This is a genomic window from Actinomycetospora sp. NBRC 106375 (genome assembly GCF_030269665.1).
Classification (GTDB): Bacteria; Actinomycetota; Actinomycetes; order Mycobacteriales; family Pseudonocardiaceae; genus Actinomycetospora.
On sequence record NZ_BSTS01000013.1, the window covers coordinates 170960 to 186838 of the forward strand.

The window sequence follows — 15879 nt, forward strand, 5'->3', positions numbered from 1 at the left end:
CAGCATGCCAGCGCGCCGCGTGCGAGCGAAAGACATCAATTCCGGGGCCTGTGCGCGGATCTCCCGGCGGTGGATCGCGATTCGTTCGTGGTCGTTCTGAGAACAGGGCTGACGTTTCTCGTCCGTTCCCGTCGCGTCAGGGAAGGGCGGATCAGGTGACTTTCCAGTCGACGGCGACGGCCGCGGACGGGGTCGCGAGGACCGGGTTGAGGTCGATCCCGGTGACGTCGTCGGCCGCGACGAGGGCGTCGCCGGCGCCGACAACGACGTCCGCGAGCGCGTCGAGATCGACGGGCTCGGCCCCGCGCGCGCCGGTGAGCAGCGCCGATCCCCGGAGCCGGCCCAGGAGCGCGCGGGCGTCGGCGCGGTCGAGGGGGGCGAGGGCGAAGGCGACGTCGGCGAGGACCTCGATCCAGATCCCGCCCAGCCCCACCATCACGACCGGCCCGAACACCGGGTCGCGCAGCGCGCCGACCGCGACCTCGACGCCGGCGAGCAGCGGCTGCACGAGCACCGGGCCGTGGGGGAGGAGCTCGACGGCCGCCGCGCGCACCTCCTCGGCGGTCCCGAGCCCGACACGGACGCCGCCCAGCTCGGTGCGGTGCGCGGCCTCGGCGATCTTCACGACCGCGGGGAAGGACGTCGCCGCCGCGACCGCCGCGTCCGGCGTGGCGCAGGTGGTCGACGACGCCGTGGGCACCCCGAAGCGCGCCAGGAACGTCGCGGCCGCGGCGGGGTCCAGCGGCGGGGGCGCGGCGGCGGGCTCGACCGCGCGCACGGCGGGCAGCGGCCGCTCGCGCGAGCGCGCCCACCGCTGCGCGTGCCCGAGCGCCCGCGCGGTGCGGGCGGGCCAGTCGAAGCAGGGGACGCCGCTCTCCTGCAACAGGTCGGCGTTGGGGCGGGCGTCGCGCGGGGCGACCCAGCACACGGCGACCGGCACGTCGACGCCGTCGGCGCGCAGCCCCGCCACCGCGTCCCGCAGGCCCTCGGCCGTCGCCGCGTCCATCGCCGCGCGCTGCAGCAGCACGGGCACCACGACGTCGACCTCGCCGCTGCGGGCGAGGAGGTCGGTGATCGCCGGGTAGAGCTCGGCGAACCGCGACCACACCGGCGTGACGTCGACCGGGTTCACGGGGCTCGCGAAGGCGGGCAGCATCGCGCGGATCGTCTCCTGCAGCGGCGCCGACAGCGCCGGGACGACGAGCCCTTCGTCGGCGAGCAGGTCGCACAGCTCGACGCCCACGCCGCCCGAGTTCGTGATCACCGCGACACGGTCGCCGGCGGGCCGGGGCTGCCCGTCGAGCGCGCGGGCGACGTCGAGCAGCTCCTGGCCCGACGACACCTCGACGACGCCCGCCTGGGCGAAGACGCCGCGCCAGACGTTCTCCGACGAGGCCAGCGCCGCCGTGTGCGACGCGGCCGCGCGGGCGCCCGCGGCCGAGCGGCCGGTCTTGGCGACGATCACCGGCTTCTCGCGGCCCGTGCGGCGGGCCGTCGCGACGAACGCGCGCCCGTCGGCCAGGGACTCGAGCAGGAAGCACAGCGTGCGGGTCGCCGGGTCGGCGGACAGCTCGCCGAGCAGCTCGGCGATGGTGACGTCGCAGGTGTTGCCCGGCGCGAGGATCTTCGCGAAGCGGGTGCGCTCGTCGACGGCCAGGGTCCGGATCGCCATCCCGTACGCCCCGGACTGACTGACCAGCGAGATCCCGCCGCCCCCGCTCGGCAGGCCGGTGGCCATCGACGCGTTGAGCGGCAGGTCGCAGTTCTGGATGCCGAAGCAGTTCGGGCCGACGACGCGCACGGGGCCGGCCTGCGCGACGAGCCGGGCCTGCAGGTCGGCGCCGTCGGGCCCGACCTCGGCGAACCCGCCGGAGAGCACGACCATCGCCGCGACGCCCTTCGCCGCCGCGTCCGCCGCGACGTCGGGCACCGCCGGCGCGGGCACCGAGACCACCGCGAGGTCGATCTCCCCGTCGACGTCGCGCAGCGACTCCCCGCCGCGCACCGGGACGACCTCGCCGGGGAAGTCGGCGAGGTTCGTCGCCAGCACGTGGCCGAGCGACCCGGCGCGGTCGGAGTACCCGACGACGGCGACGCGGCGGGGGCTGAACAGCGCCTCCAGCAGCATCGGTGGCAGCCTCACGGGAACGCCCGGGCGAGCTCGGCGTCGGCGAACTCCGAGCGCCGCACCCCGAGCGGGTCGACCGCGCGCAGGGCCGCGAGCTCGGCCTCGGTCGGCGGGGCGAGCAGGGCGAGCTCGCCGAGGTCCCGGCGGACGTCGAAGCCCGTGGCGCCCTCGACGTCGGCGAGGTCGACGTCGGGCCACAGCCCGCGCAGCACCGCGTGCCCCTCGTCGTCGTAGGTGAACGCGCCCAGCTCGGTGACCAGCCACTGCGGGCCGCCGCCGGTGTAGCCCAGCTCGGCGCGCGTGCCCTCGCGCGTCCGGTGGCCGATGTCGGTGAGGAAGTCGAGGTCGGCGACGAGCGTGCGCCCGGAGCGGTGCCGCGTCGTCCAGACCGTCAGCGTCCCGATGCTCGCCGAGATGTTGCCGCCGCCGCCCCCGCCGCCGAGCTTGATCTTCGGGTGCGGCCACGGGCCGATGCCGGTGACGTTCGTGCTGCCGTAGGCGTCGATCTGCCCGCCGGACAGGAACATCCGGTCGACCGCGCCCCGGCACGCCGCGTCGAAGAACTCCTCGAACCGCATCCGGTAGACCGCGTCGCGGTGCAGCGCGAGGTCGTTGCTCGTCGGCGGGACGAACACGGGCACCGGGTCCACGGCGTACGTCGCCCCCTCGACGAGCAGGGAGTCCGGGGCGTGGGTGCGCTTCGCGACGTGCATGGCGACCTGCGCGCACGGGCTCGCGAAGCCGTGGAAGACCACCTCGCGGTCCGCGATCGTGCGGGCCAGGGCGACCACGAACCACTCGTCGAACGTCCACGGGGTCACCGGAAGAGCTCCCGCCAGTCCGCCTCCGACTCCGACCAGGACGCGAGCCGCACCGGGTCGACCTCGTCGCGGTACGCCTCCTCGCCGACGTGGACGTAGAGGTCGAGGTACTTCTCGATCTCGTCGGCCGCCGCGAGCGCGAGGTACTCGGCGAGGTGCGCGCGGTCGTACGCGTAGCCCGGGTAGCAGGACGACGGGTGCGCGCCGTAGGGCACCTCGGCGACGGCCGCGACGACGTGGCCGGGCACCGTCACCCCGGCCGCGGCGACCTCCGCGGTCGGCGCGAGCCGGTCGACGGTGGCGACGACCTGCGCCGACGCGTGGGCGAAGCGCTCGTCGAGCACGTAGGGCTGGTCGAGGTGCAGGTTGCCCGCCGCGTCGCCCAGCGGGGCGTGGACCAGCGCGACGTCGGGACGCAGCGGGGGCACGACGACGAGCACCTCGCCGGTGAACGGGCAGGTCGCCCGCGCGTACTCGGGGTGCAGGCCCTCGATGTCGGTGCCCTTGATCCCGCGCACCGGCATGAACGGCACGCCGGCCTCGGCGGCGCGCAGCTGCGCGAGGACCGTCGCGCAGCAGCTCTCCCGGACCGTGATCGCGCCGGACGCCGCCGCCCGCCGGTACGCGGGCGCGAGGCCGAGGTCCTGCTCGAACCCGACGTAGCTCTCCTCGCACACCGCGACCGCGCCGGCCGCCACGAGCAGGTCGACGTCGATGCTGTGCGCCGACCCGACGACGTGCAGGCCGCGCCGGTCCTGGCGCAGCAGCTCGCGCACGAGCGCCATCGGCAGCCGCGCGCAGAGCCCGCCGCCGAGCGCGACCATCGCCCCGTCGCGCACCAGCCCCGCGGCGTCGGCGAGCGAGGCGCGCTTGTCGCCGCCGAGGTGGAAGGTGGTCATACGGCCGTCATCCCCCCGTCCGAGGTGACCACGGCGCCGGTCATGAACGACGCCTCGTCGCTGGCGAGGAAGCACGCGACCGCGGCGATGTCCTCGGCGGTCCCGAGGCGCCCCAGGGGATATCTCGGCACGGTCGCGGCGACCCCGGCCTCGACGTCGCCCTCGCCGCGGGTGCGGAACAGCGGCTCGGTCATCGGGGTGTGGCAGGTGCCCGGGCAGATCGCGTTGACGCGGATGCCGCGCGGGGCGAGGTCGGCGGCCATGGCGCGGGTCAGCGCGACGATCGCGCCCTTCGCCGCGCTGTACGCCGCGAGGTGCGCCACGCCGACGAGCGCGGCGACCGAGCCCTGGTTGACGATCGACCCGCCCTCGCCCATGTGCTCGCCGGCGGCGCGGGAGACGAGGTAGGTGCCCTTCGCGTGGACGGCGAGCACGCGGTCCCAGCGCTGCTCGTCGGTCTCGGCGACCGAGCCGAGCTCCATGATCCCGGCGTTGTTGTAGACCACGTCGAGCCGGCCGAACTCGTGCGCCGCGAGGTCGACGGCCGTGTCGACCTCGGTCGCGTCCGCGACGTCCGCGGCCAGGGCGAGCGCGTGGTCCTCGTGCTCCTTCTCGATCATCATCGTGGTCAGCGCCGCGAGCTCGGGGCGGATGTCGAGCACCGCCACCGACGCGCCCTCGTCGGCGAACCGCAGCGCCGCGGCCTGCCCGATGCCCGACCCGGCGCCGGTCACGAGCACGACCTTGCCGTCGAACCTGCCCGTCATCGCACCGTCCACCCTCCGTCGACCACCAGCGCGTGCCCGGTCATGTAGCCCATGCGGCCCGAGGCCAGGACCGCGATCGCGTCGGCGACGTCCTCGGGCTCGGCGACGCGGCCGACCGGGATGTTCGCCTCGACCGCCGCCGCGAGCTCCGGCACGTCCAGGCGCCACTGCGTCATCGGGGTGCGCACGAACCCGGGGCACACGGCGTTGGAGCGGACTCCCGTGCCGGCGTAGTCGAGCGCGATCGACCGCGCCAGCATCAGCGCGCCGCCCTTCGACGCGGTGTAGGCGTGGCGCCCGGGGAACGCGACCAGGCCGGCCGCCGAGGCGACCGTGACGACGTGCCCCGCGCCCTGGGCGAGCATCGTCGGGAGCGCGGCGCGGCTGCACAGGAAGGGCCCGCGCACGTTGACGGCGAGGACGCGGTCGAAGTCCTCGACGGGCGTCTCGTGGCACACCGTCGCCGCGGGCCCGCCCGTGATCCCGGCGTTGTTCACGAGCACGTCGATCCGCCCGTGCTCGGCCACGATCGCCGCGAACGCCGCCTCGACGGCGCCGGCGTCGCTGACGTCGGCGACCCGCGCGGATCCGCCGTCGCCGGGGTCCACCGCCGAGACGTCGAGGTCGAGCACCGCGAGCGTGAACCCCTCGGCCCGCAGCGCCGTGCAGGTCGCCTTCCCGATGCCGGAGGCGCCGCCGGTGACGACGGCGATCACCGTGCGGCCAGACTCGATGGTCCGGCTACGCTCCGCTGCGCGTCCCGGAGATCGCGCTGCGCCGCCTGCGCCACCGCCAGCACCGGGTCGTACACCGGCGCGTAGGGCGGCGCGTACGACAGGTCGAGGTCGGCGAGGTCGTCGACCGACAGCTCCGCGTGCAGCGCCGCCGCGATCACGTCGATGCGCTTCGCGGCGCCCTCGACACCGACCATCTGCGCCCCGAGCAGCCGCCCGCCCGGCTCGTGCACCAGCCGCACGTGCACCGGCCGCACCCCGGGGTAGTACTTCGCGCGGCTGCGGCTCACGACGTCCTGGGCCACCGCGGGGAGGCCGGCGGCCTCGGCCTCGGCGAGCGTCAGGCCGGTGCGCGCCACCTCGAGGTCGAACACCTTGACCACCGCGGTGCCGACGACGCCCGCGAACCGGGCGTCACCGCCGGCCGCGACCGTCCCGGCCACCCGCCCCGTCTTGTTCGCGGTCGGTCCCAGGGGGACGAACGCCGGCCCGCCCAGCACGCGGTGGTGGGGGGCGATGCAGTCGCCCGCGGCGAGGACGTGGGGCAGGGAGGTGCGCATCCGGTCGTCGACGAGCAGCGCCCCGCCGGGGCCGGTGTGCGCCCCCGCCTGCGCGGCGACGGCCGCCGCCGGGCGCACGCCGGTGCACACCACGACGACGTCGAAGGACGGGTCCGCGGCGAGGGCGAGGGCGTCGGTGCCGAGCCGCAGGTCCCCCCGATCCCGCAGGTGCTCGCGGACGTGCTCCTCGACCACCGCCGCCGGCTCGGGGTCGACCGTGGTCGGCAGCACCCGCGCCAGCCGCTCGGCGACCGTGACGGCGACGCCCCGGTGCGCGAGCGCCTCGGCGGTCTCCAGCCCGATGTAGCCGGCACCGATCACCAGCGCGCGCCGCACCGCGCCGGTGTCGAGCAGCGTGCGCAGGGCGACCAGGTCCTCGACGGTGCGCACGGCGAACGACGGGCGGCCGCCGAGGTCGGGCAGCGGCAGGGTCGCCGGCGCGCCGCCGGTGGCGACGACGACCGCGGTGTAGCCGAGCGGCCCGTCCGCGGTGTCCACGACGCGGGCCGCGGCGTCGAGCCGGCGCACGGTGACCCCGGTGCGCAGGTCCAGGCCGCGGCGCTCCCGGAAGTACGCCGCGGGATAGGCGACCAGGTCCTCGGGGCGCGGGACGAGGCCCGCGAGGTGGTAGGGCAGGCCGCAGAGCCCGGCCGCGGCCCAGCCGGTCGCCTCGAGGACGACGATCTCGAGATCCGGGTCGACGCGCCGCGCCGCGGAGGCGGCGGACATCCCGGCGGCGCCCCCGCCGAGGACCACCAGACGCCCGGTCACGGCGGCGACGCTACGGTCGCCCGCGTGAGCGCGGGCACATCCCGCGGGACCGAAGACTCCGTGGCTCTTGGTCCTGGTGGGACGAGGCCCGCGACGCTGCGTCGCTCGTAGATTCCCCCTGGTGTGGGATCGTCCCGACTTCCTGCGGCTCCCGCTCCGTACCGCGAAGCCGCGCACCTCGGGGATCACCCACGTCCTCGACAAGGGCGCCTCGGCCGCGTCCGTCGAGGGCCTGCTGGCCGCCGCCGCCGACCTCGTCGACGTCGTCAAGATCGGGTGGGGGATCGGGTACCTCGACCGGTCGCTCAAGCAGCGGGTGGCGGCCTACCAGCGCGCCGGGGTGATCGTCTGCCTCGGCGGCACGCTCACCGAGATCGCGGTGGCCCAGGGCGAGCTGGACGCCCTGCGGCGCTGGGCCGCGGCCGAGGACATCGACGCCCTGGAGGTCTCCAACGGCCTCGGCTGGATGGCGCCCGGGCAGCAGCGGGCGCTCGTCGCCGAGCTGTCCGCCGACTTCGTCGTGCTCGCCGAGGCCGGCGTCAAGGACGCGGCGGTGCCCGTCGCGGCGGCGGAATGGGCCGACGAGATGAACGCCGGGCTCGCCGCCGGGGCGACGTGGGTGGTGGCCGAGGGCCGCGAGTCGGGCACGGTCGGGCTCTACGACCCCGACGGCGCGGTCCGTGCCCCGCTCGTGGAGGAGATCGCCGGGACGGTCCCCGTCGAGCGGGTGATCTTCGAGGCGCCGGTGAAGGCTCAGCAGGCGTGGTTCGTGCGGCGCTTCGGCGCCGATGTGAACCTCGGCAACGTCGCCCCCGACGACGTCCTCGCCGTCGAGACCCTGCGCCTGGGGCTGCGGGCGGACACGGCGGTGCGGCCGTGATCCCGGGCGGTGTGGCGAACCTCCGCAGCCACCCCTACCGCGGCCTGTCGGTCCAGGAGGTCGACGTCCCGCTGACGACCGCGGCGATCACCGAGCACCTCCTCGGCCGCGAGGTCTACCGGCGCACCGAGTTCCTCGCCCTGCGCCACGGGGGTGCGACGGCACTCGCGGAGGTGCGGCACGACACCGGCCCGCTGTTCGCCCCGGTCACCGAGGTCCGCGTGCACTCCGGTCCCGACGACACCGCCTGGGTCGAGGCCCCGGACGTCGACGTCGGGAACGCGACGGCGCTGGCCGGCGCCGCCGTGCCGGGCGCGCTGACCACGGTCGTGCTCGGGCGCTTCGAGCACGTCAACTTCATCCACCGGCCCGCGCACGTGCCGGTGCGCGTCACCGAGGTCGTGCCGCCGGAGCCGCCCAAGCTGCTCGACCAGGCCCGCCAGGCCGTCGCGTTCGACGAGGACCTGCCGCCGGTGGAGCTCGTGCTCGACGCGATCCGGGTGGAGGACCTCGTCGCGGCCCACCCCGCGCCGCACTACCTGCTGCCCTGCCGCGGGTCGGGCGCGGACCTCGGCGGGGCCGACGTCGCGTACCTGGACACGCGCCCGGCCGACCGCGGCGACTGGCTGATGATCGGCTGCGAGCGCTCGCTGCAGTTCCACGAGCACTTCTACGGCGACGACCCGCCGCGCGTGGACCTGTGCCCGCGGCAGCGGCACGCCGACGTGCTGACGCTCACCAAGTGCTGCCTGCTCGAGCGCGGCCTGGAGCAGGACGACCGCGCCGCCGTCGTGCCGTGGGGCGCCAGCCTCGACGAGGTCCGCGAGGGCCTGCGGAACCTCCTCCTCTAGCGGTCCGATGTCCACCCACCTCGCCGACTCCGAGATCTACGGCCACCTCTGGACCACACCCGAGCTGCACGAGCAGCTCGACGACACGGGCCGGACGCGGTCGTGGCTCGCGATCCTCGCCGCGCTCGCCGCGGCGCAGGCCGAGGTCGGGCTCGTGCCGACGGAGGCCGCCGAGGACATCGCCGCGCACGCGCGGGTGGAGGAGCTCGACCTCGCCGAGATCGGGGCCGGCACCCGGCGCTCCGGGCACTCGACGCACGGGCTCATCGCGGCCCTGCGCACGGTGCTGCCGGCGCGGGCCCGGGAGTGGGTGTACTACGGCGCGACCGTCCAGGACGTCAGCGACACCTGGTTCGCGATGGTCGTGCGCGCGACCGGCGACGTGGTCGCCCGCGACGTCGCCCGCGTGCGCGACGCCGCGGTCTCGCTCGCGCGCCGGCACCGCGACACCGTCCTGTGCGGGCGGACGCACGCCCAGCCCGGGCTGCCGGTGACGTTCGGGTTCAAGGTGGCGGTGTGGGCCGACGAGCTCGACCGCCACCTCGAGCGGCTCGCGCAGGCCCGCCCGCGCCTCGAGGTCGTGCAGCTGGGCGGCGCCCTGGGGACGGGGGAGTTCTTCGGCGATGCCTACCTCCCGCTGCTCGACGCGTTCGCGCGCCGGCTCGGGCTCGGCGTCCCCGACCTGCCGTGGATCACCGCGCGCGACCGCGTCGTCGAGTTCATCGGGCTGCTCGCGATGGTCACCGGGACCCTGGCCAAGATCGGCAACGAGATCGTCGAGCTGCAGCGCCCCGAGATCGGGGAGGTCGGCGAGCCCGTCGTCGCCGGCACGGTCGGCAGCATCACCATGCCGCACAAGCGCAACCCCGAGCTCTCCGAGCACCTCGACACCCTCGCCCGCCTCGTGCGCGCCGACGCCGCGGTGGCGCTCGAGGGCCTGGTCGCCCTGCACGAGCGCGACGGGCGCGGCTGGAAGGCCGAGTGGATCGCGCTGCCGGAGGCCTGCCAGCTCACCGGGGTCGCGCTGCGCTTCGCGGCGACGCTGCTGGAGGGCCTGACCGTCGACGCGGCGCGGATGCGGGCGAACCTCGACTCCCACGGCGCCGCGATGACCTCCGAACCGCTCATGGCCGCGGTCGCCGCGAAGCTCGGCAAGCACACCGCGCACGACGCCGTGTACGCCGCCGCGATGGCCGCCCGCGACACCGGCGAGGACCTCGGCGACCGCCTCGTCGCCGAGGGCCTGCTCGACGCCGCCGAGGTCGCCGCCGCGCGCGACCCGCACCGTGCCCTGGGCGCGGCCACCGCCTTCGTCGACCGGATCGTCGCCCGGCACCCGCCGTGACCGGCCTGCTCGGGCAGCCGCGCGTGCACCTCGCGACGCTGCCGACGCCGCTGCAGCCCGCGCCCCGGCTCTCCGCGGAGGCCGGCGTGGAGATCTGGCTCAAGCGCGACGACCTCACCGGCCTCGGTCTCGGGGGCAACAAGGTCCGGGGCCTGGAGTTCCTCGTCGCCGACGCGCTCGCCCGGCGCTGCGACCACCTCGTCACCGGCGGCGGGCCCGGCTCGAACTGGGCGATGCTCGCCGCGCTCGCGGCCCGCGTGCACGGCCTGGGCGCGACGCTCGTCTGCTACGGCGACCGCGTCCCCGCGGTGGGCAACACCGCGCTGGCGGCGCTGGTCGGGACGACGGTCCGGTTCACCGGCGACCCCGACCGGACCTCGGTCGACACCGGCGTCGAGACGGTCGCGCAGGAGCTGCGCGTCCTCGGCCGGCACCCCTACGTGCTCGGCCGGGGCGGCGCGACGCCGGTCGGCGCGCTCGGCTACGTCCACGCGAGCGTCGAGCTCGCCGGGCAGCTCGCCGCGGTCGGGGTGGGGCCGCGCGGCATCTGGCTGGCCACCGGCTCGTGCGGTACCCAGGCCGGCCTGCACGCCGGGGCGCACTGGCAGGGCCTCGGGCCCGTCACCGGGGTGACCGTCAGCCGGCCGGTCGCCGAGTGCGTGGAGCGGGTGACGGCGTTGTCCGCGAAGGCCGCCGAGCGCATCGGGGTGCCCCCGCCGGCCACGCCGCCGACGGTCCTCGGCGGGCACCTCGGCCCGGGCTACGGGCACCGGTCGGCCGAGGGGGAGGCGGCCGCGGCCCTTGTCGCGCGCACCGAGGGCGTGTTCCTCGACCCGGTGTTCGCCGCCAAGGCGATGGCCGGCCTGCTCGCCGCCGCGGCACGCGGGGACGTCACGGGCCCGCTGGTGTTCCTCGTCAGCGGCGGGGCGCCGACGCTGTTCACGACGCCGCCGCTCGTGTCCTGAGCGGTCCCGAGCGGTCCCGAGCCGTCCTGAGGGGACGAGCCCGCCGTCCCCGTGGGACAGGGTTCCGGCCGTGGCACGGCTCCCGTGGGACCGTCGACCCGACCTGTGATCCACGACACACTGGACCCCGGGAGGTCCACCCATGCGCGTCGGCGACCGCGACATCCTGATCCCCACCTCGATGGTCGGCAACTACCCCAACCCGCGGTGGTGGGACGCCGGACCGGTCCGGTCGTGGACCGGCGACCGGGAGCCCCCGGACTCCTTCAACCAGGAGTCCTTCCAGGACGCGATGGCCGCGATGGTCGCCGACCAGGAGCTGGCCGGCCTCGACATCGTCACCGACGGCCGCCTGCACGGCGACAACTACGCCGACCAGGCGCTGTACTACTACTACCGCCGGCTCGGCTACGACCTCAAAGGCGGCTTCCTGGGCTTCCCGATCTACAGCCGGCTGCACGCCGGCACCGCGCACGAGGAGATCCGCCGCCGCGGCGCGATCATGGTCGAGCAGGCGCGGGCCCTGAAGCGCGCGACCCGCAAGGCCACCAAGGTCCAGTACACCGGCATCCAGGTGCTGGCCCAGGCCACCAACGACCTGCACTACGACAACCCCCGCGACCGGGCGATGGCGATCGCGGCCGCGATCAACGACGATCTCCTCGAGGTCGACGCGATGGGCGTCGACTTCATCCAGCTCGACGAGTTCACGTGGCCCTACTTCTACGAGGAGTGGGCCATCGACGCGTTCAACCGCGCGGTGCAGGGCGTGCAGAACGCTCAGATCATCTGCCACGTCTGCTGGGGCAACTGGGGCGGCACGCCCGCGTACATGCCCGACGACACGGCCGAGGCCGGCGAGATCTTCGACCTCACGCAGCGCCGCGGCGCGGAGCCGTCGGCGACGGCGTCGGTGGTGCCGAAGTCCTACGAGGCGAACATCGACATCCTGAACCTCGAGAGCTGCGGGCGGCGCTCGGACGACCTGTCCGGCCTCGACGTCATGAAGAACCACCCGCTGCCCGAGAACATGATGTTCTGGGCCGGGGTGATCGACGTGAAGTCGACGATCACCGAGACCGCCGAGCAGGTGGCCGACCGCATCCACCGGCTGCTGGAGTACATCCCGGCCGACCGCCTCGGCGTCACCACCGACTGCGGCCTGATCCTGCTCCAGCGCTACATCGCGATCGACAAGCTCCACGCCCTCGTCGCGGGCACCGATATCGTCCGGAAGTCCCTGGGCTGACGCACCGGGTGTGTCAGCGAAGTGCCGTCACAGACGCTCAGCGTCCGTATCGGTACTTCGATCACGTGTTGGAGCCCCTGCGTCATTGCCGGCCAGGCGCGCGGCGCGGCGCCGGACGTCGTCCTCGGCGTCGTCCCACCGGGCCCGCCGCGCCATCACGTCGGCGCGGACGATCTCGGCGGCCTCGGCGCAGTCCGCCGCCATCGCCCGCACGACCGACGGCGCCGCCCCGCCCCGGGAGTCGCGGCTGCGCACGATCGCGGCCGGGTCGAGGACCGCGGTGAGGTCGCCGTCGACCACCGGGCCGAGGGCATCCGCCTCGAGCCCGGTCGCGGCGGCCGCGTCCACGAGCATCGACGGGGTGAGGTCGACCCCGGCCAGACCCTCGGCCTCGGCGCGGCGCACGGCGGCGCCGACGACGTCGTAGGCGCTGCGGTAGTCGAGGCCTGCGGTGATCATCAGGTGCTCGGCGAGGTCCGCGGCCTGCGAGAACCCGGCGCGCAGCGTCGCCTCCATCGCCGCGGCGTCCACCTCGAGGCCGGCCACCACCTCGGCCATCAGGCGCGTCGCCCGCGTCGCGAGGTCGAGGGCGCGGGGCACCTCGCCGTAGGCGAAGATCAGCTGGTCGCTGCGCGCCGACGGGCTCTTGGCCAGCGCGAGCATCCCGGTCGCCCGCCCGATCAGCACGCCGGCCTCTCCACGCACCATCGTCAGCGCGTACGGGTTGCGCTTCTGCGGCATGAGCACGCTCGTGCGCGTGTGCCCGGCCGCGAGCCGCACCCAGCCGAACTCCTCGCTGCTCCAGATCTCGAGGTCCTCGGCGAGCCGGTCGAGGGTCGTGACGAGGCCCGCCGCGTGCGCGACGACCGCCGTGAGCCCGTCGGCCTGCCACATCGCGTCGCCCGTGTGCTCGATGACGCCCGCGAACCCGAGCAGCGCCGCGGTCCGGGTGCGCTCGCCGGTCAGCGGGCTGCCGTTCACCCCGCCCGCGCCGGCCGGGCTGCGGTCGAGCCGGTCGAGCTCGGCGACGAGCCGCTCGACGTCGCGCAGGACGGGGTAGGCGACGCCGAGCAGGTGGTGCCCGAGCGTCGAGGGCTGGGCGTGCTGGAGGTAGGTGTGCTCGACCATGAGCGTCTCGGCGTGCGCGTCCGCCGCCCGTGCGGTCGCGAGGACGACGTCGGCGGCGGCGGTGACGAGCGCGGCGAGGTCGCGACGCACGCGGAGCCGCAGGGCGATCCGGACGGCCTCGCGGCGGGGGCGTCCGGCGTGCAGCCAGCCCGCGTCCCGGCCGATCGCGGCGGCGAAGCGGCGCTCGCGGCAGGAGTAGACCTCGCCGTGTTCCGGGTCGTAGCCGAACTCGCCGGCCGGGGTCGCGTCGGCCTCGCGCAGCACCGCCGCGAGCCGCGGCACGACGTGCTCGGGCACGATCCCGCGCTCGCGCAGCACGAGCAGGTGCGCGAGATCGGCGACGTTGAGCCCGTCGTGCAGCAGCGGGGCGTCGGCGACCTCGACGGCGAAGCCGCCCTCGACGAGCTCGTCGGCGTAGCGCCCGCTCACCGCGAGCCCAGCTCCGCGAGGAGGGACCGGGTGCGCTGCGCCGCGGCGCCGTCGGTGTCGGCGCCGGTGGGGAACGGGACGGCCCACAGCTCGGTGACGCCGAGGTCGGCGAGCCGGTCCACGGCGGCCTCGACGACCCCCTCCGGTCCGGCGACGGCGAGGTCGCCGACGGAGTCCACGCCCTCGCGCTCGAACAGCCGGCGGTAGTTGTCCAGCGCGGCGTAGCGGGCGAAGACGTCCTCGGCGGCCCCGCGCGCGGCGTCCGGGTCGTCGGTGACGGCGACGGGCAGGGCGGCGACGACGCGCTTGCCGTGGCCGAGGTCCGGGACGATCTGCTCGCCGAGCGTGCGGGGCCCGGCGAGCCAGGTGACGACGCCGTCGGCCTCGCGTGCCGCCCGGACCATGCGGGGCGAGAGCGCGCCGACGAGCACGGGCACCGGCGCCGCGCCCGGCACCCGGAAGCCGCCGTGCACGCGGTGGTGCTCGCCGTCGACCGCGACCTCCTCGCCGCGCAGCAGGGGCACGAGCATCGCGAGGTACTCGCGCAGGTGGTCGGCGGGACTCGTGTACGGCAGGCCGTGCAGGCCCTCGATCACCGGACGGTGCGAGACGCCGACCCCGAGGGTCAGCCGGCCGCCGCAGAACGCCTGGGCCGTCGCCGCCTGTTGCGCGAGCGCGAGCGGGTGGCGGGGGTAGGTCGGGACGACGCCGACACCCAGCGCGATCCGCGTGGTGGCGCCGCCGGCGACGGTCAGGGTCGTCAGCGCGTCGACGGCGCGGGAGAAGTGCACGGTCCAGGCGCTCGCGAACCCGTCCTCCTCGGCGCGGCGGACGTCGTCGACCACCTCCGCGGGCGGGCCGGGACGTCCGACGACCTCGCCGCCGACCGTGATGCCGATGCGCAGGCCCCGCGCCATGACCGGAGCATCGGACACACCCGGTGCGGGCGACCATGTCCGGCCGGGACGAATCGCGCGATCGCCCTGGTCGGCGCGGCGGGCGCGCGGAGATGATGTCCCGATGGCCGGCCCCGACCGCTACGGCGCGGAGATCTACCGGGCGGGGCGCGACGGCGTGGTGCCCGACCTGCCCACCGACCCGACCCGCCTGGAGGCCGCGGCCGAGCGCGTACTGCCCGGCGCGGCGTTCGACTACGTGGCCGGCGGTGCCGGGTCCGGCGCGACGATGCGGGCGAACCTCGCGGCGTTCGACCGTCACGGGCTCGTCCCGCGGCTGCTGCGCGACAACGCCGAGCGCGACTGGTCGACGACGGTGCTCGGCACCGCGATGCCGGCGCCGCTGCTGCTCGCCCCGATCGGCGTGCAGTCGCTGCTGCACGACGAGGGCGAGCTCGCGACGGCGCGGGCGGCCGCGGCGCTGGGCGTGCCGATGGTGCTCTCGACGGCGGCGTCGCACACCACGGAGGAGGTCGCCGCGGCGGCTGACTCCGCCGGCGACGGGCCGCGCTGGTACCAGCTCTACCGCCCGCTCGACGACGACGTCGCCCGCAGCCTGCTCGACCGCGCGCGGGCCGCGGGGTTCACGACGCTCCTCGTCACCCTCGACACGTGGACGCTCGGCTGGCGCCCGCGCGACCTGGACCGCGGCCACCTGCCCTTCCTGCGCGGGGTGGGCACGGCGATCCCGTTCTCCGACCCCGCCTTCCGGTCGCTGCTCGCGCGTCCCCCGGAGGAGGACCTGGTCGCCGCGGCGGACCTGCGCCAGCGGCTGTTCACCGGGACGGCCTGGGGGTGGGACCGCCTCGAGCCGATCCGCGCGCACTGGGACGGCCCGATGCTGGTCAAGGGCGTGCAGTGGGGCGAGGACGCGGAGATCGCGATCGACGCCGGCGCCGACGGCGTGATCGTCTCCAACCACGGCGGGCGGCAGGTCGACCGTGCGGTCGGCGCCCTGTCGGCGCTGCCCGGCGTCGTCGCGGCGGTCGGGCACCGCGTGCCGGTGCTGTTCGACTCCGGCATCCGCACGGGCGCCGACGCGGCGGTCGCCCTGGCGCTCGGCGCGGACGCGGTGCTCCTCGGGCGGCCCTGGGCCTACGGCCTCGCGCTGCGCGGCGAGGCCGGGGTGCGCCACGTCGTGCGCTGCGTGCTCGCCGAGCTGGACACCACCCTCGGGCTCGCGGGCCACCGCGACCTCGCCGACCTGCACGCCGCCCCCGACGCGGTGTGCGCTACGCGCACGTGAGCAGTTCGGCCTGCTATAGCAGGTGTCCTGTCTCGGGTGATCTGTCAAGGCCGAGTCTCGGTGGTTGTGTCGCGGGTTCGGATCTTGGTGGTCAGGCCGCGGGGGTGAGGCGGCCTTGGTAGCGCTTGGTGGGGTCAAGGTGTTGGTGGC

14 protein-coding genes are annotated in these 15879 nt (G+C 75.8%); 6 read left to right on the forward strand and 8 right to left on the reverse strand.

What is annotated here, in order from left to right; all coding sequences use genetic code 11:
• Window positions 1–151 precede the first annotated feature (151 nt).
• Genes QSK03_RS22100 through QSK03_RS22125 form a run of 6 tightly spaced genes read right to left on the reverse strand, consistent with a single transcriptional unit; the run spans window position 152 to window position 6680 of the window.
• On the reverse strand, window positions 152–2128 hold the full coding sequence (locus QSK03_RS22100; protein ID WP_285656744.1) for an acetate--CoA ligase family protein: 1977 nt from the start codon (window positions 2126–2128) through the stop codon (window positions 152–154).
• Between the two features lie 11 nt (window positions 2129–2139).
• Window positions 2140–2949, reverse strand: coding sequence for a hypothetical protein (locus tag QSK03_RS22105; RefSeq protein ID WP_285656746.1), 810 nt, complete (start codon window positions 2947–2949; stop codon window positions 2140–2142).
• Complete coding sequence (locus tag QSK03_RS22110; protein WP_285656748.1) at window positions 2946–3848, reverse strand: CoA transferase subunit A; 903 nt, start codon at window positions 3846–3848, stop codon at window positions 2946–2948. Before QSK03_RS22110 ends, QSK03_RS22105 begins: the two co-directional genes overlap by 4 nt.
• Window positions 3845–4615: an SDR family NAD(P)-dependent oxidoreductase gene (locus QSK03_RS22115; RefSeq protein ID WP_285656750.1), complete on the reverse strand. Its 771-nt coding sequence runs from the start codon at window positions 4613–4615 to the stop codon at window positions 3845–3847. The genes QSK03_RS22110 and QSK03_RS22115 overlap by 4 nt, the downstream gene beginning before the upstream one ends.
• Entirely contained in the window at window positions 4612–5331 is a 720-nt protein-coding gene (locus QSK03_RS22120; protein ID WP_285656752.1) for an SDR family NAD(P)-dependent oxidoreductase, read from the reverse strand. The genes QSK03_RS22115 and QSK03_RS22120 overlap by 4 nt, the downstream gene beginning before the upstream one ends.
• On the reverse strand, window positions 5328–6680 hold the full coding sequence (locus tag QSK03_RS22125; RefSeq protein ID WP_285656755.1) for an FAD-dependent oxidoreductase: 1353 nt from the start codon (window positions 6678–6680) through the stop codon (window positions 5328–5330). The genes QSK03_RS22120 and QSK03_RS22125 overlap by 4 nt, the downstream gene beginning before the upstream one ends.
• A gap of 121 nt (window positions 6681–6801) precedes the next feature.
• Between QSK03_RS22125 and QSK03_RS22130 the strand changes: the two genes are divergently transcribed.
• From QSK03_RS22130 to QSK03_RS22150, 5 genes are all read left to right on the forward strand, one after another.
• Complete coding sequence (locus tag QSK03_RS22130) at window positions 6802–7560, forward strand: phosphosulfolactate synthase (RefSeq protein ID WP_285656757.1); 759 nt, start codon at window positions 6802–6804, stop codon at window positions 7558–7560.
• Window positions 7557–8411: an XcbA family protein gene (locus QSK03_RS22135; protein ID WP_285656759.1), complete on the forward strand. Its 855-nt coding sequence runs from the start codon at window positions 7557–7559 to the stop codon at window positions 8409–8411. Before QSK03_RS22130 ends, QSK03_RS22135 begins: the two co-directional genes overlap by 4 nt.
• Before the next feature lie 7 nt (window positions 8412–8418).
• On the forward strand, window positions 8419–9756 hold the full coding sequence (gene xcbD, locus QSK03_RS22140) for a 3-sulfopropionylcysteine synthase XcbD (RefSeq protein WP_285656760.1): 1338 nt from the start codon (window positions 8419–8421) through the stop codon (window positions 9754–9756).
• Window positions 9753–10721: a 1-aminocyclopropane-1-carboxylate deaminase/D-cysteine desulfhydrase gene (locus QSK03_RS22145; protein ID WP_285656762.1), complete on the forward strand. Its 969-nt coding sequence runs from the start codon at window positions 9753–9755 to the stop codon at window positions 10719–10721. The genes xcbD and QSK03_RS22145 overlap by 4 nt, the downstream gene beginning before the upstream one ends.
• Window positions 10722–10863: 142 nt before the next feature.
• Window positions 10864–11970: a cobalamin-independent methionine synthase II family protein gene (locus tag QSK03_RS22150; protein ID WP_285656764.1), complete on the forward strand. Its 1107-nt coding sequence runs from the start codon at window positions 10864–10866 to the stop codon at window positions 11968–11970.
• Window positions 11971–11997: 27 nt separating this feature from the next.
• Here QSK03_RS22150 and QSK03_RS22155 read toward each other — a convergent pair whose 3' ends face one another.
• Entirely contained in the window at window positions 11998–13527 is a 1530-nt protein-coding gene (locus QSK03_RS22155) for an argininosuccinate lyase (protein ID WP_285656766.1), read from the reverse strand.
• Window positions 13524–14444 carry a TIGR03564 family F420-dependent LLM class oxidoreductase gene (locus tag QSK03_RS22160; protein WP_285656769.1) on the reverse strand — a complete coding sequence of 307 codons (921 nt, stop codon included), beginning with the start codon at window positions 14442–14444 and terminating at the stop codon, window positions 13524–13526. The genes QSK03_RS22155 and QSK03_RS22160 overlap by 4 nt, the downstream gene beginning before the upstream one ends.
• Before the next feature lie 103 nt (window positions 14445–14547).
• Here QSK03_RS22160 and QSK03_RS22165 point away from each other — a divergent pair, with 103 nt between their 5' ends.
• Complete coding sequence (locus QSK03_RS22165; RefSeq protein WP_285656772.1) at window positions 14548–15729, forward strand: alpha-hydroxy-acid oxidizing protein; 1182 nt, start codon at window positions 14548–14550, stop codon at window positions 15727–15729.
• The last annotated feature ends 150 nt before the right edge of the window (window positions 15730–15879 follow it).

Bases quoted from the DNA above. Each gene is read 5' to 3' on its own strand.
- QSK03_RS22150 (WP_285656764.1), top strand. From the start codon at position 10,864: ATGCGCGTCGGCGACCGCGACATCCTGATCCCCACCTCGATGGTCGGC.
- QSK03_RS22165 (WP_285656772.1), top strand. From the start codon at position 14,548: ATGGCCGGCCCCGACCGCTACGGCGCGGAGATCTACCGGGCGGGGCGC.
- QSK03_RS22160 (WP_285656769.1), bottom strand. From the start codon at position 14,444: ATGGCGCGGGGCCTGCGCATCGGCATCACGGTCGGCGGCGAGGTCGTC.
- QSK03_RS22100 (WP_285656744.1), bottom strand. From the start codon at position 2,128: ATGCTGCTGGAGGCGCTGTTCAGCCCCCGCCGCGTCGCCGTCGTCGGG.
- xcbD (WP_285656760.1), top strand. From the start codon at position 8,419: ATGTCCACCCACCTCGCCGACTCCGAGATCTACGGCCACCTCTGGACC.
- QSK03_RS22110 (WP_285656748.1), bottom strand. From the start codon at position 3,848: ATGACCACCTTCCACCTCGGCGGCGACAAGCGCGCCTCGCTCGCCGAC.
- QSK03_RS22115 (WP_285656750.1), bottom strand. From the start codon at position 4,615: ATGACGGGCAGGTTCGACGGCAAGGTCGTGCTCGTGACCGGCGCCGGG.